We start from the raw sequence: 24,467 nt of genomic DNA, 5'->3' as shown, positions 1-24,467 counted from the left end.
CCGAGAATGCAGCGGTTGTTCCGGCTCCTTCGTGAGCAAGCTCACTCCCACAAGATCTTACCCGTCAGCTGCATCTCCAAAGGGTACAAATCCGGGCATATCTCTAACGGTTATAAAAATATGGAATTCAGTTCTTTTACGGAATAAATCGGAGCCTTTATAACGGGTGCACTTGTTACAAGCCCACCGATTCCGCTCGAAGGATTTCTCATGGATGTTTTCTGGTTTCTACCGACACACGGCGACGGCCATTACCTGGGCACGACCAAGGGCGCGCGCCCGGTCACGCTCAATTACCTGAAGCAGGTCGCCCAGGCCGCGGATGATCTGGGTTACCACGGCGTATTGATTCCGACCGGCCGTTCCTGCGAAGACTCCTGGGTGATCGCATCGGCTCTCGTGCCTTTGACCGAACGTCTGCGCTACCTGGTGGCGATTCGTCCGGGGATCATTTCTCCCACCGTTTCCGCGCGCATGGCTGCGACGCTGGATCGTCTGTCCGGCGGACGCCTGCTGATCAACGTCGTGACCGGTGGTGACCCTGATGAAAACCGCGGCGATGGCAGCTTCCTCGATCACAGCGAACGCTACGAAGTCACCGACGAATTCCTGAAGATCTGGCGCCGCGTGCTGCAGGGCGAAGCCGTGGACTTTGAAGGCAAGCACCTGAGGGTGCAGAACGCCAAAGCGCTGTATCCGCCGATCCAGAAGCCCTATCCGCCGCTGTATTTTGGCGGCTCCTCCGAGGCGGCCCACGAACTGGCCGCCGAGCAGGTCGACGTGTATCTCACCTGGGGCGAACCCCCTGCCGCCGTGGCCGAGAAACTGGCGGATGTGCGTGAGCGCGCCGCGCGCAACGGCCGCACCGTCAAGTTCGGCATCCGTCTGCACGTAATCGTCCGCGAAACCAGCGAAGAAGCCTGGAAAGCCGCCGACACCCTGATCGAGCACATCAGCGACGAGACCATCGCCGCTGCGCAGAAATCCTTTTCGCGGTTCGACTCCGAAGGCCAGCGCCGCATGGCCGCGCTGCACGACGGCCGCCGCGACAACCTGGAAATTGCCCCGAACCTGTGGGCCGGCGTCGGCTTGGTACGGGGCGGCGCAGGCACGGCGCTGGTGGGCAATCCCCAAGAAGTCGCCGCACGCATCAAGGAATACGCAGACCTGGGCATCGAAAGCTTCATCTTCTCCGGCTACCCGCACCTGGAAGAAGCCTACCGCTTCGCCGAGCTGGTGTTTCCGCTGTTGCCTGAGCCGTATCGCAGCCTGGCAGGCCGCGGCATCACCAACCTCACCGGCCCGTTCGGCGAGATGATTGCCAACGATCTGCCGCCGCAGAAGTAAGTTTCACCGCCCCCCTGGAAACAACCGCTTGCTGCGCGCCCGCGCAGCACGTGGGAAGCGGTTGATCTGCCAGCGCGACAACGGCGACCGCGACAAGGAGTCCTTCATGACAGCCAGCCTCCCGTTCCAACCACAAGTGACCCCTATGCAGCTATTGACCCTACCGCCCTCGCCAGCCCTGGCGACTTCGATACGCGCCACCGCGCAGGTGTTCGAAGACCCGAGGTCACAGGCGCTGCTGGCCCACATCGAGCAAGTTGCACCCAGCGATGCCAGCGTGCTGATCATCGGCGAAACCGGCACCGGCAAAGAGTTGGTGGCCCGTCACATTCACAACCTGAGCAGCCGTCGTCACCAGCCGTTCGTGGCGGTCAACTGCGGCGCGTTTTCTGAATCCCTGGTGGAAGCCGAGCTGTTCGGCCAGGAAAAAGGCGCGTTCACCGGCGCCCTCACGGCCAAGGCCGGCTGGTTTGAGGAAGCCAACGGCGGGACCTTGTTTCTCGACGAGATCGGCGACCTGCCCCTGGCGATTCAGGTCAAGCTGCTGCGCGTCCTGCAGGAGCGCGAAGTGGTGCGCCTGGGCTCGCGCAAAAGCACGCCGATCAACGTGCGGGTGCTGGCGGCGACCAACGTTCAGCTGGAACGCGCGATCAACGCCGGGCACTTTCGCGAAGACCTGTTCTATCGCCTCAACGTCGTCAATCTGGAGCTGAGCACCCTGCGCGACCGGCCGGGCGACATCATGCCGCTGAGCCGCCACTTCATCGACGTCTACAGCCAGCGTCTGGGCTGCGGACCGATCCAGATCAGCGCCGACGCAGAGCACAAGCTGCGTACCTACGGCTGGCCGGGGAATATCCGCGAGCTGGAAAACGTGATTCACCACACCCTGCTGATCTGCCGCAACGGCATGATTCAGTCCAGCGATCTGCGCCTGTCGAACCTGCGCCTTGAGCGCCAGGAGGATTCAGCCCCCGCCGTCGACGATTCAACCGAAGCGCTGCTGGCCCGAGCGTTCCAGCGTCTGTTCGAAGAGCAGGCCGGCGCGCTGCATGAGAAGGTAGAAGACGCCTTGCTGCGCGCGGCCTATCGCTTCAGCCACTGCAACCAGGTGCACACCGCGCAGTTGCTGGGGTTGAGCCGCAATGTCGTGCGCGCGCGGCTGATCAAGATCGGCGAACTCGCCGTCAACAAGCGCCGCCCCGGCGAACAGACCCAGGGTGAGCGGATGCTGCATTTGTCGGTGTGAACGCTGCGCAGAATCTACAAGACTCTTCGTGAGCAAGGTGGAGCGCCACCCCGGTCACTCCCACCCGTCCTGCGGCTGCCGAATATCTGGGGCAGACCACGATCCCGTGGGAGCGAGCTTGCTCGCGAAGGCTTACTTGCAGCCCGGAAGAAAGTAGCTGAATGCACCGGCCTCTTCGTGAGCAAGCTCACTCCCACCTGTCCTGCGGCTGCCGAATATCTGGGGCAGACCACGATCCCGTGGGAGCGAGCTTGCTCGCGAAGGCTTACTTGCAGCCCGGAAGAAAGCGGCTGAATGCACCGGCCTCTTCGTGAGCAAGGTGGAGCGCCACCCCGGTCACTTCCACCCGTCCTGCGGCTGCCGAATATCTGGGGCAGACCACGATCCCGTGGGAGCGAGCTTGCTCGCGAAGGCTTACTTGCGGCCCGGAAGAAAGTGGCTGAATGCACCGGCCTCTTCGTGAGCAAGGTAGAGCGCCACCCCGGTCACTCCCACAAGTCCTGCGGCTGCCGAATATCTGGGGCAGACCACGATCCCGTGGGAGCGAGCTTGCTCGCGAAGGCTTACTGTCATTCTCCAGAGAGGTGGCTGGCTGTTCTGGCGTATTCGTGAGCAAGGTAGAGCGCCACCCCGGTCACTCCCACTATGTGCTTGTCACGGACGAGGTCCTACGACTTCCCCCGCCACTTCGTACGCGTTAAAGATCATCGACGTCGCCCGGTGTCGAAGGATCAGTTCCCACATGTCCCCCTCGCCCTGCTCGGCGTTCTCGAACGCGCGCTCGCAGTCGCCCTTCGACAGCCATTGCACATGGCTCAGCACCCGCTGGTGGTCTTCACTGACCAGCACGCTGGCCCGGACAAAGCCTGGGTAAGTGCGCGTGAATCGCTCGAAACGCTCGCTGAGCGCCACAACCAGCCCGGCCTGATGGTGGGGGTCGACGGCGAACTCAACGAACTGACTGTAGGGAAGATGAGCGGCTGCTGGTGTCATGAACGATCTCCACGGATGACGGATGTTGCTGAACAGGATGCTGCGCAAACCGGCAAGGCCCCATACGTTTCTTGCGCCGGTGCGCCACTTGCCAAGCCGGTCCGGCCAAGCGATGCTGCGCAGGATAAAACCTCCAGTTAACTGTAGGTCAAGCGTCGTTCCGCAGACAGGAAGATTGCATGCTCACCCAGGACATCCCGCCCATCGCCCGCGAACTCACCGTCGGCCAACTGTCCGCCCGCAGCGGCGTGGCTATTACCGCGCTGCGCTTTTACGAGGCCAAAGGTCTGATCAGCAGCCAGCGCAACGCCGGCAATCAGCGTCGCTATCCCAGGGATGTGCTGCGCCGCGTAGCGTTGATCAAAACCGCGCAGCGCCTGGGCATTCCGCTGGCGACCATCCAGACCGCGCTGCAGACCCTGCCTCAGGACCGCGCGCCCAGCGTTGAAGACTGGACCCGGTTATCCGAGCGCTGGAAAGCCGATCTGGATGAACGCATCAACCGCCTCACCGCCCTGCGCGACCAACTCAATGGCTGCATCGGTTGCGGCTGCCTGTCGATGGAGGCCTGCCCGCTGCGTAACTTCGGCGACAGCCTGAGCGAGCAAGGCGCCGGGCCGCGCCTGCTGGATCAGGATTGAAGGTTTTGCGGACTGACCAGGGTGCCAGCGAGGGTCTGGTCCGCCACTGACAGATGCATCTGCTGCATCGCTTGATTGAGCTGATTTGTGGCCTGAATGAGCGAGTTGGTCATGGCCATGATTTCCATCTGCAACTGGCGCATCTTGCCCTCCCGGGCGCGGGGCGAGAGCGACCGGTCGCTCATGAATGCCTGCATGTCCTGCATGCGTTTGGCAATGCGCTCCTGAATCGAGCGGATCAGCTTGAGCTGCTCCTTGATCCGGTCAGGCAGGTGCGTGGCGTCAATGTCGGCGTTCTTGTCACCCTTCTTCGCCGCTTTCTGCGCGTCCGGTGAAAGCAATACTTCGATGCCCTGACGCACCTGATCGGCGGCGCTGAGGCTCTGTTGCGGGTCGTCAGCACCAAGGGACGCCGGCGCAACGGTTTGCGGCAGCAGTAATGCCGCTTCTGCAGGGTTTCTGAAACTCAAGCTCAACATGACGACTGGCCTCCATAGCCTTGTCCGATCGCTGACGTCCCTGTCGTCGCGCGATGAAAAGCGGGCGGTCCTACCGGGTCGATAATGGGCTTTCGGCTCGTTCGGAGGGTGCTTTAGGAGGGGCTGCGGAAAGTGTGTCGCGGTCGACACAATTTCCTGCTCATTCAGCTTGGCACGTTGCTCACCGCCGCCAGTCGCGCCGCCAGCAGCTTGGCCTGCAACGCCACGTCGGTCACGGCAGTGCTTTCCCACCACAGGCCGCGCAAGGGCGGGCCCATGGCATAGAGCCGCATCGAGACCCGCCCATCAGCGTCCATCACCGCGCCCCCCGCATCGGCGGCGATCCCCAGTGCCAGCGGCCCCGGCTGAATCAGGCCACGCGCCAGCAGATTGCGCGGCAAGGCACGATCAACCCGGCGCCAGTCGTATTGAATGCCGGTCGAGTTGATCAGCGCTGCGCCGCTCTCTGTGGTGGCCTTGTCCTGGCCGCGATAGCGAACGCTAATGGAGACCTGTCCGGCCTCGGCGCTTCCCACGCTGTGCAATGAGGCGGCGTGGATGTGCAGGCGCCTTTCGTCGATCAGCCTGCCCAGCAAGTGCGCGCTGGGCGGCGGCGAACGGTGGTGATGGCTTTCCCACCACGGCCGGACGTGACGTACGAATTGGCGGCGCTGCAGGTCAGACGCCTGACTCCACAGCCGTGGAATATGCACGCGCACCGTATCGAGCGGCGCCTGCCAGTCGATGCCCTGCTGCGCCGCTCGGGCGCACTGCTCGCGCAAGGCCCTGACCAGTTGCCGGGTGCTGCGTATGTTCAGGTCGGCAGCGAGAAAGTCCGGCCATGTCGGCGGCTGACGGCGCACGTGGGGCAGCAGACCGTGGCGGGAAAACACGTCAATGGGCCCACGGTGACCGGCTTGCTCCAGAGACACCACGGCGTCGACCATGGTCAGGCCCGAGCCGATGATCAGCACTCGGCCCTGGGGGTCGAGCTGGCCCATGGCGTTGACGTCCCACGGATCGACGGCGGCGGCATTAAGGGCGTTTGAATCGCGCTGAGGCGTGCGCGCGGCGGCGAACATGCCCGTTGCCAACACACCGAAGCGGCCAGTCAAATGCTCGCCGCTGGCAAGGGTCAGCCGAATGCCGGCCGCGTCAGTCTGCAGGTCGCTCACTTCACCGCGCACGTGCTCGACAGTGGAACCGTAGCGCTCGCCAACCACCCGGGCCTCGGCCAGGCGCTGCTGAACATACAGCCCGAAGATCCCGCGGGGCGGAAACAGCTCGGCCACCGGCACGTGCTGCTGATCAGACTCCGGCCAGCCGCCGCCGGCAATGTAGTCGGTCAGCCAGCGGGTGAGATCGTCGGCATCGTCCGGGTCGACGCTCATGCGCGCGGCATTGCCGTTCAGCGTATGGCCCAGCTCGGTGGCGCTGTAGGCCTCGCCGCGACCCAACTCGCTGCGTGACTCGACGATCAGGATCCGCCGCTGGCCCGGCAGGCGCAGCAGCTGCACGGCCAGCATTGTGCCGCTGAGGCCACCGCCGACGATGAGGATGTCGGCGTCAGGTCCAGTGTGTTCAGCGCTCATTACGTCTCCCCTTGTCTTCGCCCCGCTGGCGCGCCCGCTGATTATGGACACCGTGGCATCGGATTCAAGCCAACGTCAGCCCTTGCGTTTCATGTCCAGCCGCCGCAGATGGCAGGTCACTTCTTCGCGGTCGTGGTACAGCTGCTTGCAACCGATGGCGACTTTCACGCCGCGGGCCTTGAAGCCGTCTTCGATGCGCTCCAGCAGACGCCGCACCTCGGCGTAACGCTGCTTCATCGGCAATTTGAGGTTGACCACGGCCTCGCGGCACAAGCCCTCGCCCAGCCAGGTTTCCAGCAGCGCGGCGTTGCGTGCGGGCTTTTCGACGATGTCGCAGACCATCCAGTCCACCGGCTGACGCGGCTTGAAGGTAAAGCCGTCCGCCATCAAGTGCTGCACCAGCCCGGTGTCCATCAGGCTTTCGGCCATCGGCCCGTTATCGATAGCGGTGACCAGCATGCCGCGGCGCACCAGCTGATAGGTCCAGCCACCAGGCGCCGCACCGAGGTCGACCCCGGTCATGTCGCCCGACAGACGCTCGTCCCACTGATCGCGGGGGATGAAGTGGTGCCAGGCCTCTTCAAGCTTGAGGGTCGAGCGGCTGGGCGCTTCCCGGGGAAACTTCAGACGCGGAATGCCCATGGGCCACATCGCCGAGTTGTTCGCGTCGGCCAGCCCGAGGAACACTTCCCGCCCGCTTTTGAACGTCAGCAGCAAACGCGGCAGGCTCGGGTTGTCGACCAGTTTGCCGGCCTTTTCCAGGGCCTTGCGCAACGGCGCCTCGAACTTGCGGCAGAAGGTCGAGAGCTCCTTGCCGTCGTTGGTGTCGACCACTTCCAGCCACAGGCTGCCGCAAGGGGCGAAGCCGGCCATGTGCTCGAGGATCACGCTGATGCGGTCGGTCTCAGGCAACTGGACAAACACGCCACGGGCCCACTGCCGGGGAAAAATCAGTTCGCGGAACTTGAGATTGTTCATCAGCCGCTCGGCGCCATCGGCCTCGGTGCAGATGAATTCGGCAAAAGCGGCGTCGGTCTTGGCCTTGGCGTAGCCGGACACCTCGAGGCGGGCGGCGTGCTCGCTGAGTTCCGAGCAGACCTCGCTTTCGAAGCCGGGGCGGCAATGCATGAAAAGGGTGTTCACGGGGCGGTCTCCTCGCGCGCCGCGAATCGGGTCGCGGCGCAAGCTGTACTTGAGGACTAACCTCAATGACTCGAAAGCGGCGCATGATAGCCGAATCAGGAACCACTGGCTCAGCCGGTGGGTCCAGTACTACTCAATGAACATTCAAAGGCGCCGCCCAGAGCGCCGAAGCAATACCCGTCTTACCGTCGATCGCCCGTCCGCGCGTACTGCACGGACCGTCAAGGAGTCAGTCATGCCCTCCCTCGATAGCCTGAAAAGCCTCAAAACCCTCGAAGTCAGCAACAAGACCTACCACTACTTCAGCCTCCCGGATGCCGCGCGCACGCTGGGCGATCTCGACAAACTGCCGATGTCGCTCAAAGTGCTGCTGGAAAATCTCCTGCGCTGGGAAGACAACCACACGGTGACCGGCGACGACCTCAAGGCCCTCGCCGACTGGCTGATCGAGCGCAAATCCCATCGCGAAATCCAGTACCGCCCCGCCCGCGTGCTGATGCAGGATTTCACCGGCGTGCCGGCCGTGGTTGACCTCGCCGCCATGCGCGCCGCCGTGGCCAAGGCCGGTGGCGATCCCCAGCGCATCAACCCGTTGTCCCCGGTGGATCTGGTCATCGATCACTCGGTCATGGTCGACCGCTTCGGCGACGACAAGGCCTTCGGCGAGAACGTCGACATCGAGATGCAGCGCAACGGCGAGCGTTACGCGTTCCTGCGCTGGGGCCAGAATGCGTTCGATAACTTCAGCGTGGTGCCGCCGGGCACCGGGATCTGCCACCAGGTCAACCTCGAATACCTCGGCCGCACCGTGTGGACCAAGGAAGAAGACGGCCGCACTTACGCCTTCCCGGACACGCTGGTCGGTACCGATTCCCACACCACAATGATCAACGGCCTCGGCGTACTCGGCTGGGGCGTCGGCGGTATCGAGGCGGAAGCGGCCATGCTCGGCCAACCGGTGTCGATGCTGATTCCGGAAGTCATCGGCTTCAAGCTCACCGGCAAACTGCGCGAAGGCATCACCGCCACCGACCTGGTGCTGACCGTGACGCAAATGCTGCGCAAGAAAGGCGTGGTCGGCAAGTTCGTCGAATTCTATGGCGACGGCCTGGCAGACTTGCCGCTGGCGGACCGGGCCACCATTGCCAACATGGCCCCGGAATACGGCGCGACCTGCGGCTTCTTCCCGGTCGACGACGTCACGCTGGATTACCTGCGCCTGTCGGGGCGTCCGGACGAAACGGTGCAACTGGTCGAGGCCTATTGCAAAGCTCAGGGCCTGTGGCGCTTGCCCGGTCAGGAACCGGCGTTTACCGATGCGCTGGAGCTGGACATGGGTTCCGTCGTGGCCAGCCTCGCAGGGCCAAAACGTCCGCAAGACCGCGTTGCCCTCCCCGATGTGTCCCAGGCTTTCAGCGACTTCCTGGGGTTGGCGGTCAGCCCGAGCAAGCACGAAGAAGGCCGACTGGAAAGCGAAGGCGGCGGCGGTGTTGCGGTGGGCAACGCCGCGCAGGTGGGCGAGGCTGAGTATGAATACAACGGCCAGACTTACCGCTTGAAAAACGGCGCGGTGGTCATTGCGGCCATCACGTCCTGCACCAACACCTCAAACCCCAGCGTGATGATGGCGGCCGGCCTGCTGGCGAAAAAGGCCGTGGAGAAGGGCCTGCAGCGCAAACCGTGGGTGAAGAGCTCGCTGGCGCCGGGTTCCAAAGTCGTGACCGATTACTACAACGCCGCCGGCCTCACTCAGTATCTCGATAAGTTGGGCTTCGACCTGGTGGGTTATGGCTGCACCACCTGCATCGGTAACTCCGGGCCGCTTCCTGACCCGATTGAAAAAGCCATCCAGCAGTCGGACCTGACTGTCGCGTCGGTGCTGTCGGGCAACCGCAATTTCGAGGGCCGCGTGCATCCGCTGGTGAAAACCAACTGGCTGGCCTCACCGCCGCTGGTGGTCGCTTACGCGTTGGCGGGTACCGTGCGCACCGACCTGAGCAGCGAGCCCTTGGGCGAAGGCAGCGATGGCAAGCCGGTGTACCTTCGTGACATCTGGCCGAGCCAGCAGGAGATCGCCGACGCGGTCATGAACGTCAGCACTGGCATGTTTCACAAGGAATACGCCGAGGTCTTCGCCGGCGACGCGCAGTGGCAAGCCATCGAGGTGCCCGAGGCGGCGACTTACGTCTGGCAGCCGGACTCGACGTACATCCAGCACCCGCCGTTCTTCGAGGACGTGGCCGGGCCATTGCCGGTCATCGCTGACGTCCAGCAGGCTCGCGTGCTGGCGGTGCTGGGCGACTCGGTGACCACCGACCACATCTCCCCCGCCGGCAACATCAAACTCGACAGCCCGGCCGGGCGTTATCTGCGCAGCAAGGGCGTGGAGTACAAGGACTTCAACTCGTACGGCTCGCGCCGCGGCAACCATGAAGTGATGATGCGCGGCACCTTCGCCAACATTCGCATCCGCAACGAGATGCTCGGCGGCGAAGAAGGCGGCTACACGCTGCACGTGCCCACCGACGAGAAGCTGCCGATCTATGATGCGGCCATGCGTTATCAGGAAGAAGGCACGCCGCTGGTGGTCATTGCCGGTCAGGAATATGGCACGGGCTCCAGTCGCGACTGGGCGGCGAAGGGGACGAATCTGCTGGGGGTCAAAGCGGTGATTGCCGAGAGTTTCGAGCGCATTCACCGTTCCAACCTGGTCGGCATGGGCGTCCTGCCGCTGCAGTTCAGGGCGGGCGAAAGCCGTAAAACACTGGGCCTGACCGGCAAGGAAGTGCTGAACATTACCGGACTTACCGGCGCGACGCTGCAACCGGGCATGAGCCTGGCGGTGCAGATCACCCGGGAGGACGGGCAGCAGGAAAACATCGACGTGCTGTGCCGGATCGATACCCTGAATGAAGTGGAATACTTCAAGGCGGGCGGGATCCTGCATTACGTGTTGCGGCAGTTGATTGCTTCCTGAGCCTCATCCCGGCTCAAGCCGGTCTCGCTGTCAGTGGGACTGGCTTTAGCCGGGAAAGCGTCAGATGCCACAACGCAATATCAATGGTGGTCAAACCGGCCCCTTCCCGGCTGAAGCCGGTCCTACTTGTGGGACTGGCTTTAGCCCGGAAGGCGTCGGCTGACTCACCGCAAATTGCCAGCGTTCACCCAATATCCGTCGTTATCAGAAACGCCCTACACAACCCCCGCCCTGCATCCTCGAAATAATCGGACCAACCCCCCGTTGATCCGACATACACACGCGTTTAATGAACGTTAAAATCCCCAGCCTATTCCGACGCCCTAGGACGACTTCATGTCGGTGCAACGCTGGACTTCCCTCTTCCTGCTCTCTCTCGGCTACAGCCTGGCGCTGCTCTACGGCCAACTCAGTCTTCCCGTGGTCATCACGTTCGGACTGTTCATCATGGCCGGCATCTGCGTCAGCCATTTCCAGCACCGCGCCGTCCGCCTGTTCGGTCATGCCTTGTTCATCGCCATTGCGGCGGGCCTGGCCAGTCACTGGCTGCCCGGCTTCCTCAGCGCGAGGGCGATTGCCGGTGTTCGCCTCAGCCCCGAGGCCGCGCCGTATTCGATGTACCTGAATCTCGACAAGCCCCTCATCGGCTTCTGGATCGCCATCGCCTGCCCATGGGTGTTTATCGCGTTGAGCCCACGACGCTGGCTGAGCGTCACCAGCATCGCCTTGCCCCTCACCGCTGCAGCGTGTTTATCAACAGCGATGGTGCTGGGCCTCGTCGGCTGGTCGCCCAAGTGGCCGGAGCAAACGGGCATATGGGCGCTGAACAACCTCTTGCTGGTCGCGCTGACCGAAGAATTGCTTTTTCGGGGTTATCTGCAAGGGGGTCTGAAAAGGTGGCTGCAGCACTTACCCTGCCATGACGCTCTGGCAGTCGGAATGGCATCGGCACTGTTCGGCCTCGCGCACATCGGCGCGGGCTGGGAATGGGCGCTTCTGGCGGGCATCGCGGGTGTGGGTTATGGCGTTGCCTATCGACGGGGCGGGCTGCCCGCTGCCGTGCTCACCCACTTCGGTCTGAACCTTCTGCATTTCAGCCTGTTTACCTATCCGATGTTCGACCGGTAGGCGTTTTCAGGACATTCAGAATATGAAGCAGTTCACAAAAACTTAATTTTTGTCGCATCGAGCCGATAACCCGTGACAGCCTTCCTGGATCGAATAGCTCATGCGAAATAACCAGCCCATCACTCAACGCGAACGGACCTTCCCGGCGCAGCAACGGTTGATCTCTACCACCGATGCGCGCGGCGTCATCACCTATTGCAACGACGCCTTCATTGAAATCAGCGGTTTTTCCCAGGATGAACTGATCAAGTCGCCGCACAACACGGTGCGCCATCCAGACGTGCCATCGGCGGTTTTCGAACACATGTGGGCCACGCTCAAGCAGGGCTTGCCGTGGATGGGCATCGTCAAGAACCGTTGCAAAAACGGCGACCATTATTGGGTCAACGCTTACGTCACGCCGGTCTTCGAGAACAAGCAGGTCGTGGGCTTCGAGTCCGTGCGCATCAAGCCGACCGCTGAACAGGTGCGTCGCGCCGAAGCACTCTATAAACGTCTGAACAGCGGCAAAAGTGCAGTGCCAAGCCGCGACAAATGGCTGCCGATGTTGCAGGACTGGCTGCCGTTCATCCTGGTGAGCCAGGTGAGCTTTTTGATTGGTGTGTGGCTGAATTCCCATTGGGGCTTCCTGCTCGCCGCCGCGCTGTCCGTGCCGCTGGGCCTGCTGGGGTTGAGCTGGCAACAGCGTGGCCTCAAGCGCTTGTTGCGCCTGGCCGAGCAAACCACCTCCGACCCACTGATCGCGCAGATGTACACCGACAGTCGCGGCGCGCAAGCACGGCTGGAGATGTCGATCCTCAGCCAGGAAGCGCGCCTGAAGACCTGCCTCACCCGGCTGCAGGACACTGCCGAACACCTCAATGCCCAGGCGCGTCAGTCCGACACCCTGGCGCAGGCCAGCTCCACCGGCCTGGAACGTCAGCGCGTCGAAACCGAACAGGTCGCCACCGCTGTCAACCAGATGGCCGCGACCACCCAGGAAGTGGCCAATCACGTGCAGCGCACCGCTGACGCCACCCAGCAGGCCAACGAGCTGACCCGCCGAGGCCGCGAGATTGCCAGCGACACCCGCGAAGCCATTCAGCGTCTGTCGGCCTCGGTGGGTGAAACCGGCCTGACCGTAACTCAGCTGGCGAAGGACAGCGATGAAATCGGCGGCGTTGTCGATGTCATCAAAGGCATCGCCGACCAGACCAACCTGCTGGCCCTCAACGCGGCGATCGAGGCCGCTCGCGCGGGCGAAATGGGTCGTGGCTTTGCCGTCGTCGCCGATGAAGTCCGTCAATTGGCCCAACGCACGACCGAATCCACCGGCCAGATCCACGCCCTTATCGCCAAGCTGCAACAGACGGCCACCAACGCGGTGCAGACCATGAACACAGGCCGCCGCCAGGCCGAAGAAGGTGTTGAGCAGGTCATGGAGGCCGACAGGGCGCTGGTGGGCATCAGCGACGCAGTGGCCAACATCACCGACATGACCACGCAGATCGCCGCCGCCACCGAAGAGCAAAGCTCGGTGGCAGAAGAGGTCAGCCGCAATATCAGCACCATCGCACACCTGGCGGACCAGACGTCTGATGAAGCGCGTCGCTCTGCCACGCTCAGTGCGGAACTGACCCAGACCGCCAACACGCAATACTCGTTGGTGGAGCGCTTTAACCGCTGAGTGATTGATGGGTTAAGCGAAGGCCCCGGCAGATCGTCTGCCGGGGCCTTTTTGTTTGTATTGGGGATTAAGTAGGACATTTCTGAAAATCGTTTGAGGGAGCGGTTTTTGGTTTGGAGCGCGGGTTTGGCTGTTGACAGGATTTGTAGAACTCTATTAGTTGATTGTTGAAAGACGATAAATAGTTACCACCATGGGTGGGGTATTTGTTGATCTGGACAATTGAATTAAATGTGCACTCTTTCTGCGGATGGAAGTGGAGAGGTGTGCTTGATGGAGAAACATATGAATGAGCAATTTCCTTTCAGCGCCCCGCTGGTAACCAAAGCAAGCCCTATTGAAGGACTTTTACAAACCGGGGATTTATCTCAACCAATTCCCGTTGAAATCATCATTTGGGATGGAGCACGTCCAGGCTATATTGTTCAGCTACGACTTGATGGTGATCTCATTGGGCTCCCTATGGTCTTGGGCGACCAAAAGCCTGGCGATACAATGCAGCTTCAGCTAAGTCACGACTTGTTGTGTGAAAGCCGTAGCTATTCCCTCAATTATCAGGCTACAAATAATATCAATGGCGTAACTCGCGAATCTCCCGCCGCAGCACTCAAAGTAGACCGCACCAAACCCGGCGCTACCCTCCTCGCTCCCCTCATCTTCCCGACCGCCACCTTCGGCGATCAACTCGTCGGACTGCTCCCTGGCTATGCCGGCATGGAACCGGGCGATATCATCCAGACATTACTCAACGGCGTCGCAGGCCCGGCCCATCAGGTCCAGGCGGATGAGCTCACCCTCCGACCCATCGAAATCCCGTTCAGCCGTGAACACCTGCAAGCCCATGCAGCCGAAACTGTGTCCATCGAGTACGTCGTCACCGACCGGGCGGGCAATGTGTCCATCACCAGCCTGCCGACCCTGGTTTCAGTTAAATTGTAACCAGCTTCCCCGCTATTCAACTGAATACCAAAAGTAACCCCCTCCACGCTTATGCGTGGAGGTTTTGTCAATAAATGAGCCAGCGGAAAATAATTTAAATTATTTTTGGGCATCTCGATTCCAAAGAACCTACATCACCGTAGGAAGCGTCTGATGGACTATCAAAATTTTATAGACTACGCGCGATACATAATTATTAAAAACACTCACAAATGCCTTAAAAAAGGACCGATTCACACATCAAAGATCTATTCAACCACGAATTTTTTTCGGAGAAGCCATGCAATCCCATGCACTTCGGTTGTTTGACAGTCCTATTTTTCGAATCGATCATAGGCATGTGCAGCGCCGCAGTCCTACAAGCAAGCGCACAACACCCAATCCTGTAATTCTCGCACTAGCGATCTGATCAAGGAGTTCCAATGGAAGATGAAACGGATATCCAGCCATCCCCCCACTCACAACCGACCGAGTCAGATAACAATAAAAAGTTAACGGTGCCAAACCCCAAAAATACCCGCAGGACCAAACGCAAATCACCTGACAAGAGTTCAATCCCGCTCTACGAAGAACTGCAGGCAATGCCGCCCGTGGGCAAAAGTGCGGCTGAACAGGCCATGGTCTACGCCGGCCAACTGCAGAACGCCCCGGGATTTCCATGGCATCACGAGATGAAGCACCCGCCTCCGGCGCCGGTATTCGAAGCGCCTTTCATCACCGGTGCCGACCCCGAAGGCCCGACCGACGCACAGCTGCACGTGGGCATCTACATCAATATCCCGCGCTCGCCGAAGCTGTGGTTCGGGGATCACCTGAAGCTGCGCTGGGGCCACAACACCTTCTACACCACCATCGGCAAAGTAGAAGGCCGCAAAGGCCCTCGCCTGGTTCAGTACCTCAACAATGAAACGCTGGCGGACTACGAAAGCGGATGCGTCGAGGTGCGCTACGAAGTGGTGCGGCGCGCCAAGCTCGTCGGCATCTCGGAAACCCTGACCGTCAACCTGCCGCGGCTGAGGAAGCGGCGCGGCAAGGGCTCGTCCCCTGGCCGACCACCGCGACGGCGCCGGATGCAGCCGAAGCCGTAAGCCCACGTAAAAAAGCCCCGACTGCATTGCTGCAGCCGGGGCCTCGGAACCGCCATTTAATCAACTAATGCGAATCAAAACGCCAGACGCACACCTACGTTCGCACCCCAAGGCTGCTCAACATGCTCACCCTTCATGTAATCGAAATCAGCGTGCACTTGGAGTCGCTCGGACAGCGACACCGAAACACCTGCGCCCAATTCCGCGCGGGAGCCGAACAGGTCGTTGTCAAAACGCTGACCGTTCACGCTGACGTCATTGCTGCGGGAGAACTCGTGGGCCAACGCCACCCGTGCGTACGGCATAACCACGCCGCCGTCTTTCAGGGCGAAGCTGCGTCCCACGGTACTACCGACCTTGCCCAGCACCGACTGGGTCTGGTTGGTCCTGGCCTGCATGCCGTTGTCCAGCGTGTAGCTGCTGCCATCGATCCAGACGCTGGACACCTGCGCGAACGGCTCGACGAAATACTCATCACCCAGTTTTATGTGCTTGCCGACTTCCAGCGACCCGCCCAACGCCTTGCTGCTGTAATCACCCTTGGCCTTGGTGCCATCGCTCATCGCCACCTTGGACTCGTTATGGAACTGGTTGAGTTTCAGCACGCCGTCCAGGTAATAACCGCCTTCCGACAACCACGTGCCATACGCGCCGACGTAATAGCTGTCGACCTGACCCGAAGTGCCTCGGCCGATGTCCAGATCCGACTTGCTGTAACCGCCCATCAATCCGAGCAACAGCTGACCGTTGCCCACTGGCACAGGCGCATCCGCACCGAACGACAGACCCTGCTGCTTCTGGCTGTAATCAACGCCGGAGTCCAGCGCCGCATTGAAGCGACTGCCGTAAGTACGCATCCAGCCGCCGCCCTGCTCATGCCCGCGCACCTCCCCCATGCGACTGCGCAACGTCGTCAACTCGCTGTTCCACACCGTCGGTGCCGTGTTGAACAACGCCAGCGCACTTTGCGTGGACGGGCTGATCTCCTTGCCGGACCCGACGATGAACCAGTCCGTCCCCTGGCGCTCAAGCTCATAGGAATACACCCCAAGATCCGCCCGACCGCCCACCAGACCGAACTCCGCATCCCCGCCTTCGGTGTGTACCACCCGAAGGGGGTCGAACTCGGCGGGAACCGCTTCGGTGCCGGTGTTATGCACGCTGAGGAGATGGATACCCTTAGCGACACCTGCCACATTCAGCAAATCGCTTGTTCCATCGTCCAGATTTACGCGCATATCAAATGTACCCCTCCCCGAAAGCTCACCCAACGTAAGCTGGTTAAACGTCGCTCCTTCAAATCGGACTATCCCGCTGCCCAATGTAAGCTTGGGAAGAACGGTATCGCCCACCAGCATCCACGCTGCTTCGGAATTAACTGTGAGACTTTCGGCGTTGAGCAGGTTGCCCTTGAAGCGCGCGCTGTTCTGCAACGTTATGTTGAGTTGACTGCCTTCGCCCGCGAGAAAATTCCCCGCGAGACTGCTGTTGTCGACAATCAGCTTTACCTCGCCGCTGTCTTGGACCTCGATCAGGTTGCCGTTCCCGGCGAACAGCTCGGCGCCATTTCTAACAGTTATTTCAGCAATGCCACGGAACATGTGATTGCCTCTGACTCGAATCGCAGAGTCAGAAAGGCCAACTACCCGAGAGTGATCAATGATGATCGAGTTGGCACCGAGTTCAGGTTCGCCGCTACCAGGAACCTTCCCTGCGGAGGTCGCAATCAGCCCGACGCCATCGCCCTCTACGAGGCTATTATCTTGGATCGTGACCTTGGAACTGGCGGCGTAAATTCCCGTTCCCTCGCCATCTGCGCGCATTGCGGCATTCACTCTCGTACCCTCAAGAGTGACGGTGCCGGCACCTACCTCAATGCCTCTCCCCAGCCCAGCTATATGGCTACCAAGAAATTTCGCTTGGGACTCAGCTCCACCAAGCCGCTGCAGTCGGATAGCTGGCCGGGTCGAGCTGTTGATTTCCGCACCAGCAGCATTGATCCGCCCCCCGGAAAGCATGACCGCCGCTTCCGTGAAGGCATCATTCAGAGTATGCCGTACCGCACCGCCATTGATATTAAGCACCCCTCCCAAACCTGGACCGGAGACCTTATTTATTTGAGCACCGGTAGACAAGTTCAGGGTTGCTCCGGGCCCGGCCAGGACGTAATCCAGGCCTGTGTTTTGATCGACATTCTCAACTTGGCCGGCAGGTACGATAACTGGAAAAGTAGACCTAGAAGTTTGATCATCTGCAGACACCTGACTTGCCAGCGACATACTCAATATGACGGTGGCGGCTTGCCCATAAGACGCAGCGATAGACCGCTTAAAAGTACGTTGAATCACGATAGACATCTCAATCACAAAAAAGAGCGCTCACAATGCAGTACCTGTACGAATTAATTAGAAGCGCAGCTATGTTTTTTACACCGAAATTTCTGAAGTTTTTGTAGTCCGATTCTGACAGCAGCACATCTATCGAATCCGAAGACGAGGCAGGTAGCAGAAATATAAGTACCCATGCACGAAAAACGCTCAACGGTATCGATATGGAGCAATTGATCAAAGAGCTCGATCAGTGCATAGCACCCATGTATATAAAAAAATCGCCATAGCATTGACAGTTGTCTCGAGGTGAGATTATGTACATTCGGTGTTCTGAAGAAAAACAGAGACCATTGGTTTCTCTTTGAACACTACGCCACCGCACAATAAATATTGACAGCCTTAAAATTTACCTATTACGTAATTTAACTATCTAAAAACTTAGCTTGTAATCATCGGCCAGTTAGCCATCACACTCCGTGCTGGCAATATAAAAAATCCAGGCAGCCCCATTCTGGCCAATGCTATCGGCTGCCTTTTTCCAGGAGAAACACAATGTGTAATTCAACAAATCGCTCGACTGTGACCCGACAATCACGCGGGCCTTCCAAAGCACTCGCTACGCCAAGTATCCCAACAGCTGATCCAATTGACGGCTTGCTTACCCTTGAAGCTCTTCTTCAGCCCGTCCAAATTGTATTTCCATGCTGGAACGAGGCGCTGCCTGGGGACTCTTGTCAAATTACTTGGGGTAAAGAAACCCTGACAGACCAATTTTTTATTACTGACGAGACACCTGGCACGCTCATATCTCTGGAAATCCCGCCAGAACTTCTCAAAGATGGGGAATACAATGTTGGTTATGCAGCAACCAACGAGGGAGGTGCGGTATCTGTAAAGTCTCCGCAGATTCCCCTGATCGTGGACACAGTCGCACCCGGCGGCGATCTAATCGCCCCCATGATTTTCCCCTTCCAAACGCAAGATGGGATTCTGACCGCAGACGAGCTAACCGAACTTGGCGGTACTCTTGTTGCTGAAGTTCCTGGTTACTCAGGGATGGCATGGGGCGATCAAATTCGAACTTTGTGGGGGGCGATCGCCGGACCTGAGCACACTGTGACCTCGTCGGAGGTGACAATGGATCGCGTGATGTTGAGCTTTCCTCGTGAGTTTTTAGAAAGTTTGGGCGATGTCACAGAGCCGGTTAGCTTCGTTGTCACGGATCGGGCAGGAAATCAGTCGATCAAGTCCAATGAAACTACGTTCCGTTTGTTCCTTGTAGATATTCCAGATAACTACCCTGCCCCCGTTTGTTCTCAAGCAAGCGATGGGATTGTGGACGATGCCGACGCCCGAGCAGGCGTAGCGGTAGATATTCCTCAGTATCCCGATGCATTACCAGGCGATAACGTAACCCTTTACTGGGGCACCTATCCTCTGCCGGAGGTTCAGTTAAATCCTGGTGACGAAACGTTCAACCCCGTATTCACCATCAACGTACGATATGGGATCGTCGCACTGGCGGGCGACGGGCCTGCGCAGTTAAATTATGAAGTACGCCGTAACAACGTTCTGATCGGCACATCTTTAATGCTGGTGGTCGATGTCAATATTACGCTACCGGGCCCGCAAGATCCGGAACCGGGCACACCCGAGAACGAGGCTCTAGCGTTTCCTGTTATCCGCGGAAGCAGCACTAATGCTAACAACGAAGACAATGTAATTGACGAAGACGATTTCCTACTTGATGCCTACGCACTAATTGGCTGGAGAGACGATTTCGCCATCGGCGATGTATTTACGCTTACTTGGGGCTCGCAGGATGAACAGGTGATTTACACGTTGCGCTCCAGCGACGTTAATAGAGACCTGTTGCTCACCATTCCGAATAGAATCCTGACTGGGGAAGGCACGGGCGAAGATATTAAGGTGTCCTACTCGATATCTCAGTCAAGCAGTCCAAATATCTCACGATCGCCAGCGCAAAGTGTCTCAGTCCATTCTCAAGGTGACCTTCCGGGCGGAGAGACAGGCCTACAGGGCCCTGTTTTTACGAACGCAAACCACAATAATGCAATCAGCCCTATTTTGAGTCCAGATGGGACACCCATTTATATTGCGCCGTACGAGAATATCGCAAAGTATCCACGAGTCACCGTGGTATTCCGCGGATATAACGCGGCAAACGGCGACACGCCAGTGCCAGGCGCCAGCTTTGAGATGACTCACGTTCTTGATGAGTTTGAAATAGCGGCCGGTTATAGCTTTCGCGTCACCGATCACCAACTTCGACTTATCTGTACCGGACGCGCAGAAGCTTATTACCGCGTTGAGGGTCCAAATGGGCCGGTTAACTCAATAAGTACCCCCGTACTGATCCGCATGGCAACCCCCGGATCGGGTTGCTAAAACATTTGGCGAGCCCTCCCGGCTCGCCTACCACTACATATTATGGAAAGTAAAATGAATACTCCCTTCACAGACCTGTTACCCGTACCGGCGATGCAGAACCTGCACGACCCGAGCGGCATTGGTTATGCTGATACCCTTGACCCACAGGTCCCATTGTCGGTCCGTGTAGGGCCATACGTCACAATCGCGGCAGGGGACATCATTGATCTTTACTGCGATAACCAACTCGCACTGAATTACACAGTTCGCGATGAAGACCTTACTCCTGAGACGCCTACTTTCGTCGTTCTTCCACTCGACCAAAAGTTCATCCATCCAAAAGAAATCACACTTCACTATGAAGTGACTGAGCCAATTGGAGGCGTTAAAAACCAGTCACCCCCAATCACTGTCCCGGTGAAAATTACTGTGCCTGGTGGTGCTGATATTAATCCAGCAACTCCATGGGAAAACGAAGCGCTTGCCAAACCTATTGTCTCCCCACCCGGCATCATCACCTCCCCTGAAGGCGTCTCCGTAGAAATCGCTCCATACGTGAACATGACCGTCGGCGACGACGTCAAGTTGTCATGGCATGGACAATTCATTCGAATGGTCATCATGAGTGAGGCTGAGATCGGTAAGCCAGTCATCATTCAGGTACCCAAAAGCGCCATCGAATTCGCGGGCAGTTCGGACATGATCGAAGTCCGCTATGAAATCCGCGACGTCGTAAATAATTGGTCGCGCTGGTCACTGCCGACCTATGCGCAGGTTGAAATTGGACAGGATACGTTGCCGGCACCGGTCGCACCGCAGGCACCTGACATGGAGCTAGATCTCGAAAAGCTGAATGGCTCGCCCGTCCAAATTCTGGTGCTGTCCAACCCGCAGATCGCTAAAAACGATGAGGTCATGTTGTCTGTTGAACGAGAGACGGGCTCGGGCATGCCGCTGCCGACCTATCGAACGACGAAAGTGGTCCAAAATCCGTATGGATTTCTGGACTTTTCGCTTCCGAACGATCTGTTCCAACCGATTAGCCAAGGCCGCGCCCGCATCAAGTATCGGGTAATGAAAACCACCGGCCAGGCATTGATATCGAAAAATCTACCGTTGAAAATCATCGGGCAAATGATGGAACTGGATCCGCCACGAATTCCCGTGGCCGAGCAAAACGAAGGGGTACTGGACCCGACTGCCCATAACGTACTAGTCGAGGTACCCCCTTACTACTTCATGCTTCCGGGCCACGATGTCAATCTTGTCTGGATGGGGAAAACGGCCGGTGGCGCAAACGTCATGCATGAGGAGCGTAAGAACCTCAGCTATGGAGACATCGGCAACACGTTGCAGTACGCCATTCCTGACATGAAGGTCAGCCCATTGGCGGGCGGTTCACTGGAGGTGTACTACACCGTTACTTCATTCGAGCGGGAGTTCTTCAAGTCGCCCGTTCTGAATGTTCTGGTGGGCGATGACACTGGGGTTTCCTTTCCGGCGCCCTCAATTGACGAACTGGACAGCAGCGGCGTACTGGACCCCGCGACCATTGCCCTGGAAGCCACGCTGCGCATCGCGCGGTATCCGGGCATGGCGGTGAATGATCGAGTCACACTGCATTGGGATGGCCAAGGATCCAGCGGCAGTTACAGTGACTTCACTGTAATTAATAGCGGGACCGTCAGCAGAGAAGTGATTTTCAGGGTCAACAAGCGCGTCGTCGAGGCCAGTACAAACAGCGAAGTGACCGCTTGGTACGAGGTCGACCGGGGCACGCAGAAGTTCGTCTCCGCACAGCTGCGATTCCGTGTCGGTAGCATGGTCTACGCGCCGTTGCCCAATCCGACTGTCAAAGAAGCCAAAGGCGACACGCTCGATCCTGCTGATGCACCTAACGGCGCTACAGTCTTGATTGGTTCCGATGCGAATCTGGAGGCTGGCGATATCGTTGAAACCCGCTGGAGCGGTCCAAGGGGCAGCGGGACAAAGAACAACGTCATCACGGCCGAGGAGGCATTTCGCGAATTGTCGGTAGTCTTTGCCAGCCAATTGGTCAGTGCAAACGATGGTCAAACAGTCAACGTCTCATACACCGTGCAACGCGCTAGTGGCGTGCAACAGTCCGAGGTCGTGAGCCTGCAAATCATGAGTTCAGTGCTCGAACTGCCGGCACCTGCCATGGACTCAGTCGGCGCTGACGGAATTTTGCGCCCCGCCTTGATCCCTGCGTCTGGTGCAACTGTGCGCGTCAGCTATCGCAACATGGCGCCTGAGGATCGTGTCACCGCTCGCTGGTCTAGCGTCTCGACATTCGATACCGCCACGCAAACGGTTGGAGACCAACACACGCTCGTCTTCAATGTGCCAAAAGCACAGATCTCTGCAGCTGAAGGCAGTTCCGCAACAGTGAGCTATGAAGTCATCCGAAACGGCACACCTCGCCGCTCTGAAGAACTGTCGCTCAATGTTCTCAAGGGTCTGGAATTCGACACATCTCCAGCCACCTTGGGCGGAAAGATTTATCTGCTTCCGGCACATCCAGAACTGCTTCCGGTCTTCCCGAGCGGAACCACGATCAAGCGGGTAGCAGCCGGCGGCAAGCCACCTTATACCTACTCTTCGAGCATGCCGAACGTGGCACATGTTGACTCGACAGGCCTGGTCTCCGTACGCAGCAGGGGCGGCGCGATCATCACGGCGACAGACGCTACGGGCGAGAGCAAAAGCTTTACCGTGTCCGTCACCGGCGTCATCGAATGCCACGGCGTGGGCTCCGGCAACTACACCCAAATCTCCAACGCCGCCAACCGCATCGGCGGGCGCATCCCGAGCATCCACGAGCTGATCGAGATCTATAACGCCTACGGCAACCGCTGGCCAATGGGCAATGCCAACTATTGGTCGTCCACCGTCGCCAAGAACGTGTTCGGCGCGAAGTGGTATTACGTGAAAAACCTCAACACCGGAAAGGACTACAAACTGCTCCACATCAATTCCAGCCTGGGCGTTGCTATTCGCTAATTCGCTGTTTTAGCTAATGCGCGAATCAGCCAATCACGCTACCCGGCAAGCTTCAGACACGTAAGCAGCACCCCCTTTCAAAGACGTCGTCGCCACCCGACGGCGTCTTAAACGTGCAGCGCCAAACCACCCCTAAAACCCGTTCACGGAAAGCTCAGAAAAATGCCCGCAAAACCTCCACTTCAACGCCCGCAAGCACCGGCGGCGCGCGGCACGTTCAGCGCCACCGTCAACGGCCACCCTTTCATCACCCACCGCCTGAGTGCCATGGCGTGTCTGCGCCCGGGCCGGTCGGATCCGACCACGTGCCGAATCTGGAAGATCCTCGCCACTGGCACGGTTCGTCGGCACCGCACCATGATCGGCCTGTTCATCGACCAGACAGTGCAACCCGGCAGCTACAACCTGCTGCGCAACGAACAGATCACCGTTATCTATCACCTCACCCCCACGCGGATGGCGAAGATTTATCACTCCCGCGATCTGCAGCAAGGCAACCTGACGCTGTTGGGCTGCGATGCCACCTCAGGACAGCTGCACGGCAACTTCGAGTTTGCGGTCCCGACCAAGGACTTTCACGTGACCGACGGCCTTTTCGACCTGGTTTGTGACCTGAACGCCGAGGAACATCCCGCTATCCGATCAGCCGACGCGCCATAAGCCCGGCGATTTCCTGCATGCACGCCTCGACACTGAGGCCCGATGATTTCAACGGTTTGAGGTCATGGTTGGCAGTCGGTACCCAATGCACGTCAATGGCTCTCGACAGCTTGTACCCTTCAACCGCCTCTCGATTGCCCAACGCATCACGTTCGCCCTGAACGATCAGCGTCGGCGTCTGCAGTTCCGCCAGGTGCGCGACCCGCGGTTTCTCGGGTTTACCTGCCGCGTAGAACGGATAGCCCAGACAGAACAACCCATCGGCTTCCACGTCGTCAGCAATGACGCTGGCCATGCGTCCGCCCATGGATTTGCCGCCGATCGCCACCCGCCCGCTCACACCGGCACGCACCGCCGCGTACACCCCATGCCAGCACTCCAGCAACTTCGGCTGAGGGTTCGGCGGTCGTCTGCGCCCGTCGACTCGGCGCTGGGCCATGTAGGGGAACTCAAAGCGCAGCACGCCGACACCCAAGGCCGCCAGGCGCGTGGCGATGTCGTTCATGAAGTCGCTGTCCATCGGGGCGCCCGCGCCGTGGGCGAGAATCAGCGTCGAGGGCGCGTCCGCCGCCGGGCCGGTTGGCGCATCCCAGATCCAGCCGTGTTCTTGCGCCAGTTGCGCGCAGTGATCAGCCGCTCGCTTCGCTGCCTGTTGTTTGCTCATGCCGGTCTCTTTTTTACCAAAACATCGACCACCCGCCGACTGAGGCGAGCACCACGGCCGGCATTATGCAGCAACCTTGGCGCGCCATGATCCTGCCCGCCGATTGCCTTGTCCCGACAGCAAGGGTTCAGCTCCCGGGCGTTAGTCTAGCCCGGC

18 protein-coding genes are annotated in these 24,467 nt (G+C 59.3%); 12 read left to right on the top strand and 6 right to left on the bottom strand.

The features are described from left to right. Positions 1-210: 210 nt before the first annotated feature. Entirely contained in the window at positions 211-1,347 is a 1,137-nt protein-coding gene (gene ssuD, locus AC3ISG_RS08810) for an FMNH2-dependent alkanesulfonate monooxygenase (protein WP_122534403.1), read from the top strand. A gap of 145 nt (positions 1,348-1,492) precedes the next feature. Continuing rightward, complete coding sequence (locus tag AC3ISG_RS08805) at positions 1,493-2,596, top strand: sigma-54 interaction domain-containing protein (protein WP_489299479.1); 1,104 nt, start codon at positions 1,493-1,495, stop codon at positions 2,594-2,596. A gap of 654 nt (positions 2,597-3,250) precedes the next feature. On the opposite strand, the gene AC3ISG_RS08800 is transcribed toward AC3ISG_RS08805, so the two are convergent. Further along, positions 3,251-3,589 (bottom strand): antibiotic biosynthesis monooxygenase, encoded by a 339-nt coding sequence (locus tag AC3ISG_RS08800; protein ID WP_489299018.1) that lies wholly within the window; start codon positions 3,587-3,589, stop codon positions 3,251-3,253. Between the two features lie 179 nt (positions 3,590-3,768). Between AC3ISG_RS08800 and soxR the strand changes: the two genes are divergently transcribed. Continuing rightward, complete coding sequence (gene soxR, locus AC3ISG_RS08795) at positions 3,769-4,230, top strand: redox-sensitive transcriptional activator SoxR (protein ID WP_122622685.1); 462 nt, start codon at positions 3,769-3,771, stop codon at positions 4,228-4,230. On the opposite strand, the gene AC3ISG_RS08790 is transcribed toward soxR, so the two are convergent. The 3 genes from AC3ISG_RS08790 to rlmM form a co-directional block, all read right to left on the bottom strand. Then, entirely contained in the window at positions 4,221-4,709 is a 489-nt protein-coding gene (locus AC3ISG_RS08790) for a hypothetical protein (protein WP_122534400.1), read from the bottom strand. The genes soxR and AC3ISG_RS08790 overlap by 10 nt on opposite strands. Before the next feature lie 164 nt (positions 4,710-4,873). Continuing rightward, complete coding sequence (locus tag AC3ISG_RS08785) at positions 4,874-6,301, bottom strand: FAD/NAD(P)-binding protein (RefSeq protein WP_489299017.1); 1,428 nt, start codon at positions 6,299-6,301, stop codon at positions 4,874-4,876. A gap of 75 nt (positions 6,302-6,376) precedes the next feature. Continuing rightward, positions 6,377-7,444, bottom strand: coding sequence for a 23S rRNA (cytidine(2498)-2'-O)-methyltransferase RlmM (gene rlmM, locus AC3ISG_RS08780; protein WP_272633946.1), 1,068 nt, complete (start codon positions 7,442-7,444; stop codon positions 6,377-6,379). 235 nt (positions 7,445-7,679) lie between these two features. Here rlmM and acnA point away from each other — a divergent pair, with 235 nt between their 5' ends. The 5 genes from acnA to AC3ISG_RS08755 all read left to right on the top strand — a co-directional run bounded on the left by acnA (position 7,680) and on the right by AC3ISG_RS08755 (position 15,242). Then, positions 7,680-10,421 (top strand): aconitate hydratase AcnA, encoded by a 2,742-nt coding sequence (acnA, locus tag AC3ISG_RS08775; RefSeq protein WP_489299016.1) that lies wholly within the window; start codon positions 7,680-7,682, stop codon positions 10,419-10,421. A gap of 336 nt (positions 10,422-10,757) precedes the next feature. Continuing rightward, a complete protein-coding gene (locus AC3ISG_RS08770; protein ID WP_489299015.1) occupies positions 10,758-11,549 on the top strand; it encodes a CPBP family intramembrane glutamic endopeptidase in 792 nt (263 codons plus the stop codon). 100 nt (positions 11,550-11,649) lie between these two features. Then, entirely contained in the window at positions 11,650-13,215 is a 1,566-nt protein-coding gene (locus tag AC3ISG_RS08765) for a methyl-accepting chemotaxis protein (protein ID WP_489299014.1), read from the top strand. Positions 13,216-13,500: 285 nt separating this feature from the next. Continuing rightward, positions 13,501-14,154, top strand: coding sequence for a hypothetical protein (locus AC3ISG_RS08760; protein ID WP_489299013.1), 654 nt, complete (start codon positions 13,501-13,503; stop codon positions 14,152-14,154). Positions 14,155-14,576: 422 nt separating this feature from the next. After that, positions 14,577-15,242 carry a hypothetical protein gene (locus AC3ISG_RS08755; RefSeq protein ID WP_122622678.1) on the top strand — a complete coding sequence of 222 codons (666 nt, stop codon included), beginning with the start codon at positions 14,577-14,579 and terminating at the stop codon, positions 15,240-15,242. Positions 15,243-15,316: 74 nt separating this feature from the next. Here AC3ISG_RS08755 and AC3ISG_RS08750 read toward each other — a convergent pair whose 3' ends face one another. After that, complete coding sequence (locus tag AC3ISG_RS08750; protein ID WP_489299012.1) at positions 15,317-16,480, bottom strand: autotransporter outer membrane beta-barrel domain-containing protein; 1,164 nt, start codon at positions 16,478-16,480, stop codon at positions 15,317-15,319. Between AC3ISG_RS08750 and AC3ISG_RS08745 the strand changes: the two genes are divergently transcribed. The 4 genes from AC3ISG_RS08745 to AC3ISG_RS08730 all read left to right on the top strand — a co-directional run bounded on the left by AC3ISG_RS08745 (position 16,412) and on the right by AC3ISG_RS08730 (position 23,647). After that, positions 16,412-17,647: a hypothetical protein gene (locus AC3ISG_RS08745; protein WP_489299011.1), complete on the top strand. Its 1,236-nt coding sequence runs from the start codon at positions 16,412-16,414 to the stop codon at positions 17,645-17,647. The two genes, AC3ISG_RS08750 and AC3ISG_RS08745, sit on opposite strands and share 69 nt — an antisense overlap. A gap of 477 nt (positions 17,648-18,124) precedes the next feature. Beyond that, positions 18,125-19,981, top strand: coding sequence for a hypothetical protein (locus AC3ISG_RS08740; RefSeq protein WP_489299010.1), 1,857 nt, complete (start codon positions 18,125-18,127; stop codon positions 19,979-19,981). Positions 19,982-20,035: 54 nt separating this feature from the next. Beyond that, the gene (locus AC3ISG_RS08735) at positions 20,036-22,987 is read left to right on the top strand and encodes an immunoglobulin-like domain-containing protein (protein ID WP_489299009.1); all 2,952 of its coding nucleotides are present in this window, start codon (positions 20,036-20,038) and stop codon (positions 22,985-22,987) included. Between the two features lie 162 nt (positions 22,988-23,149). Further along, positions 23,150-23,647, top strand: a complete 498-nt coding sequence (locus AC3ISG_RS08730) for a hypothetical protein (protein WP_122622674.1) — start codon at positions 23,150-23,152, stop codon at positions 23,645-23,647. On the opposite strand, the gene AC3ISG_RS08725 is transcribed toward AC3ISG_RS08730, so the two are convergent. Beyond that, positions 23,622-24,311, bottom strand: a complete 690-nt coding sequence (locus AC3ISG_RS08725) for an alpha/beta family hydrolase (protein WP_489299008.1) — start codon at positions 24,309-24,311, stop codon at positions 23,622-23,624. The two genes, AC3ISG_RS08730 and AC3ISG_RS08725, sit on opposite strands and share 26 nt — an antisense overlap. Positions 24,312-24,467 lie beyond the last annotated feature (156 nt).

Source organism: Pseudomonas sp. GL_135 (genome assembly GCF_057834665.1).
Note: the sequence above shows the minus strand (reverse complement) of the source record. Positions and strands in the feature narration are given on the sequence as shown.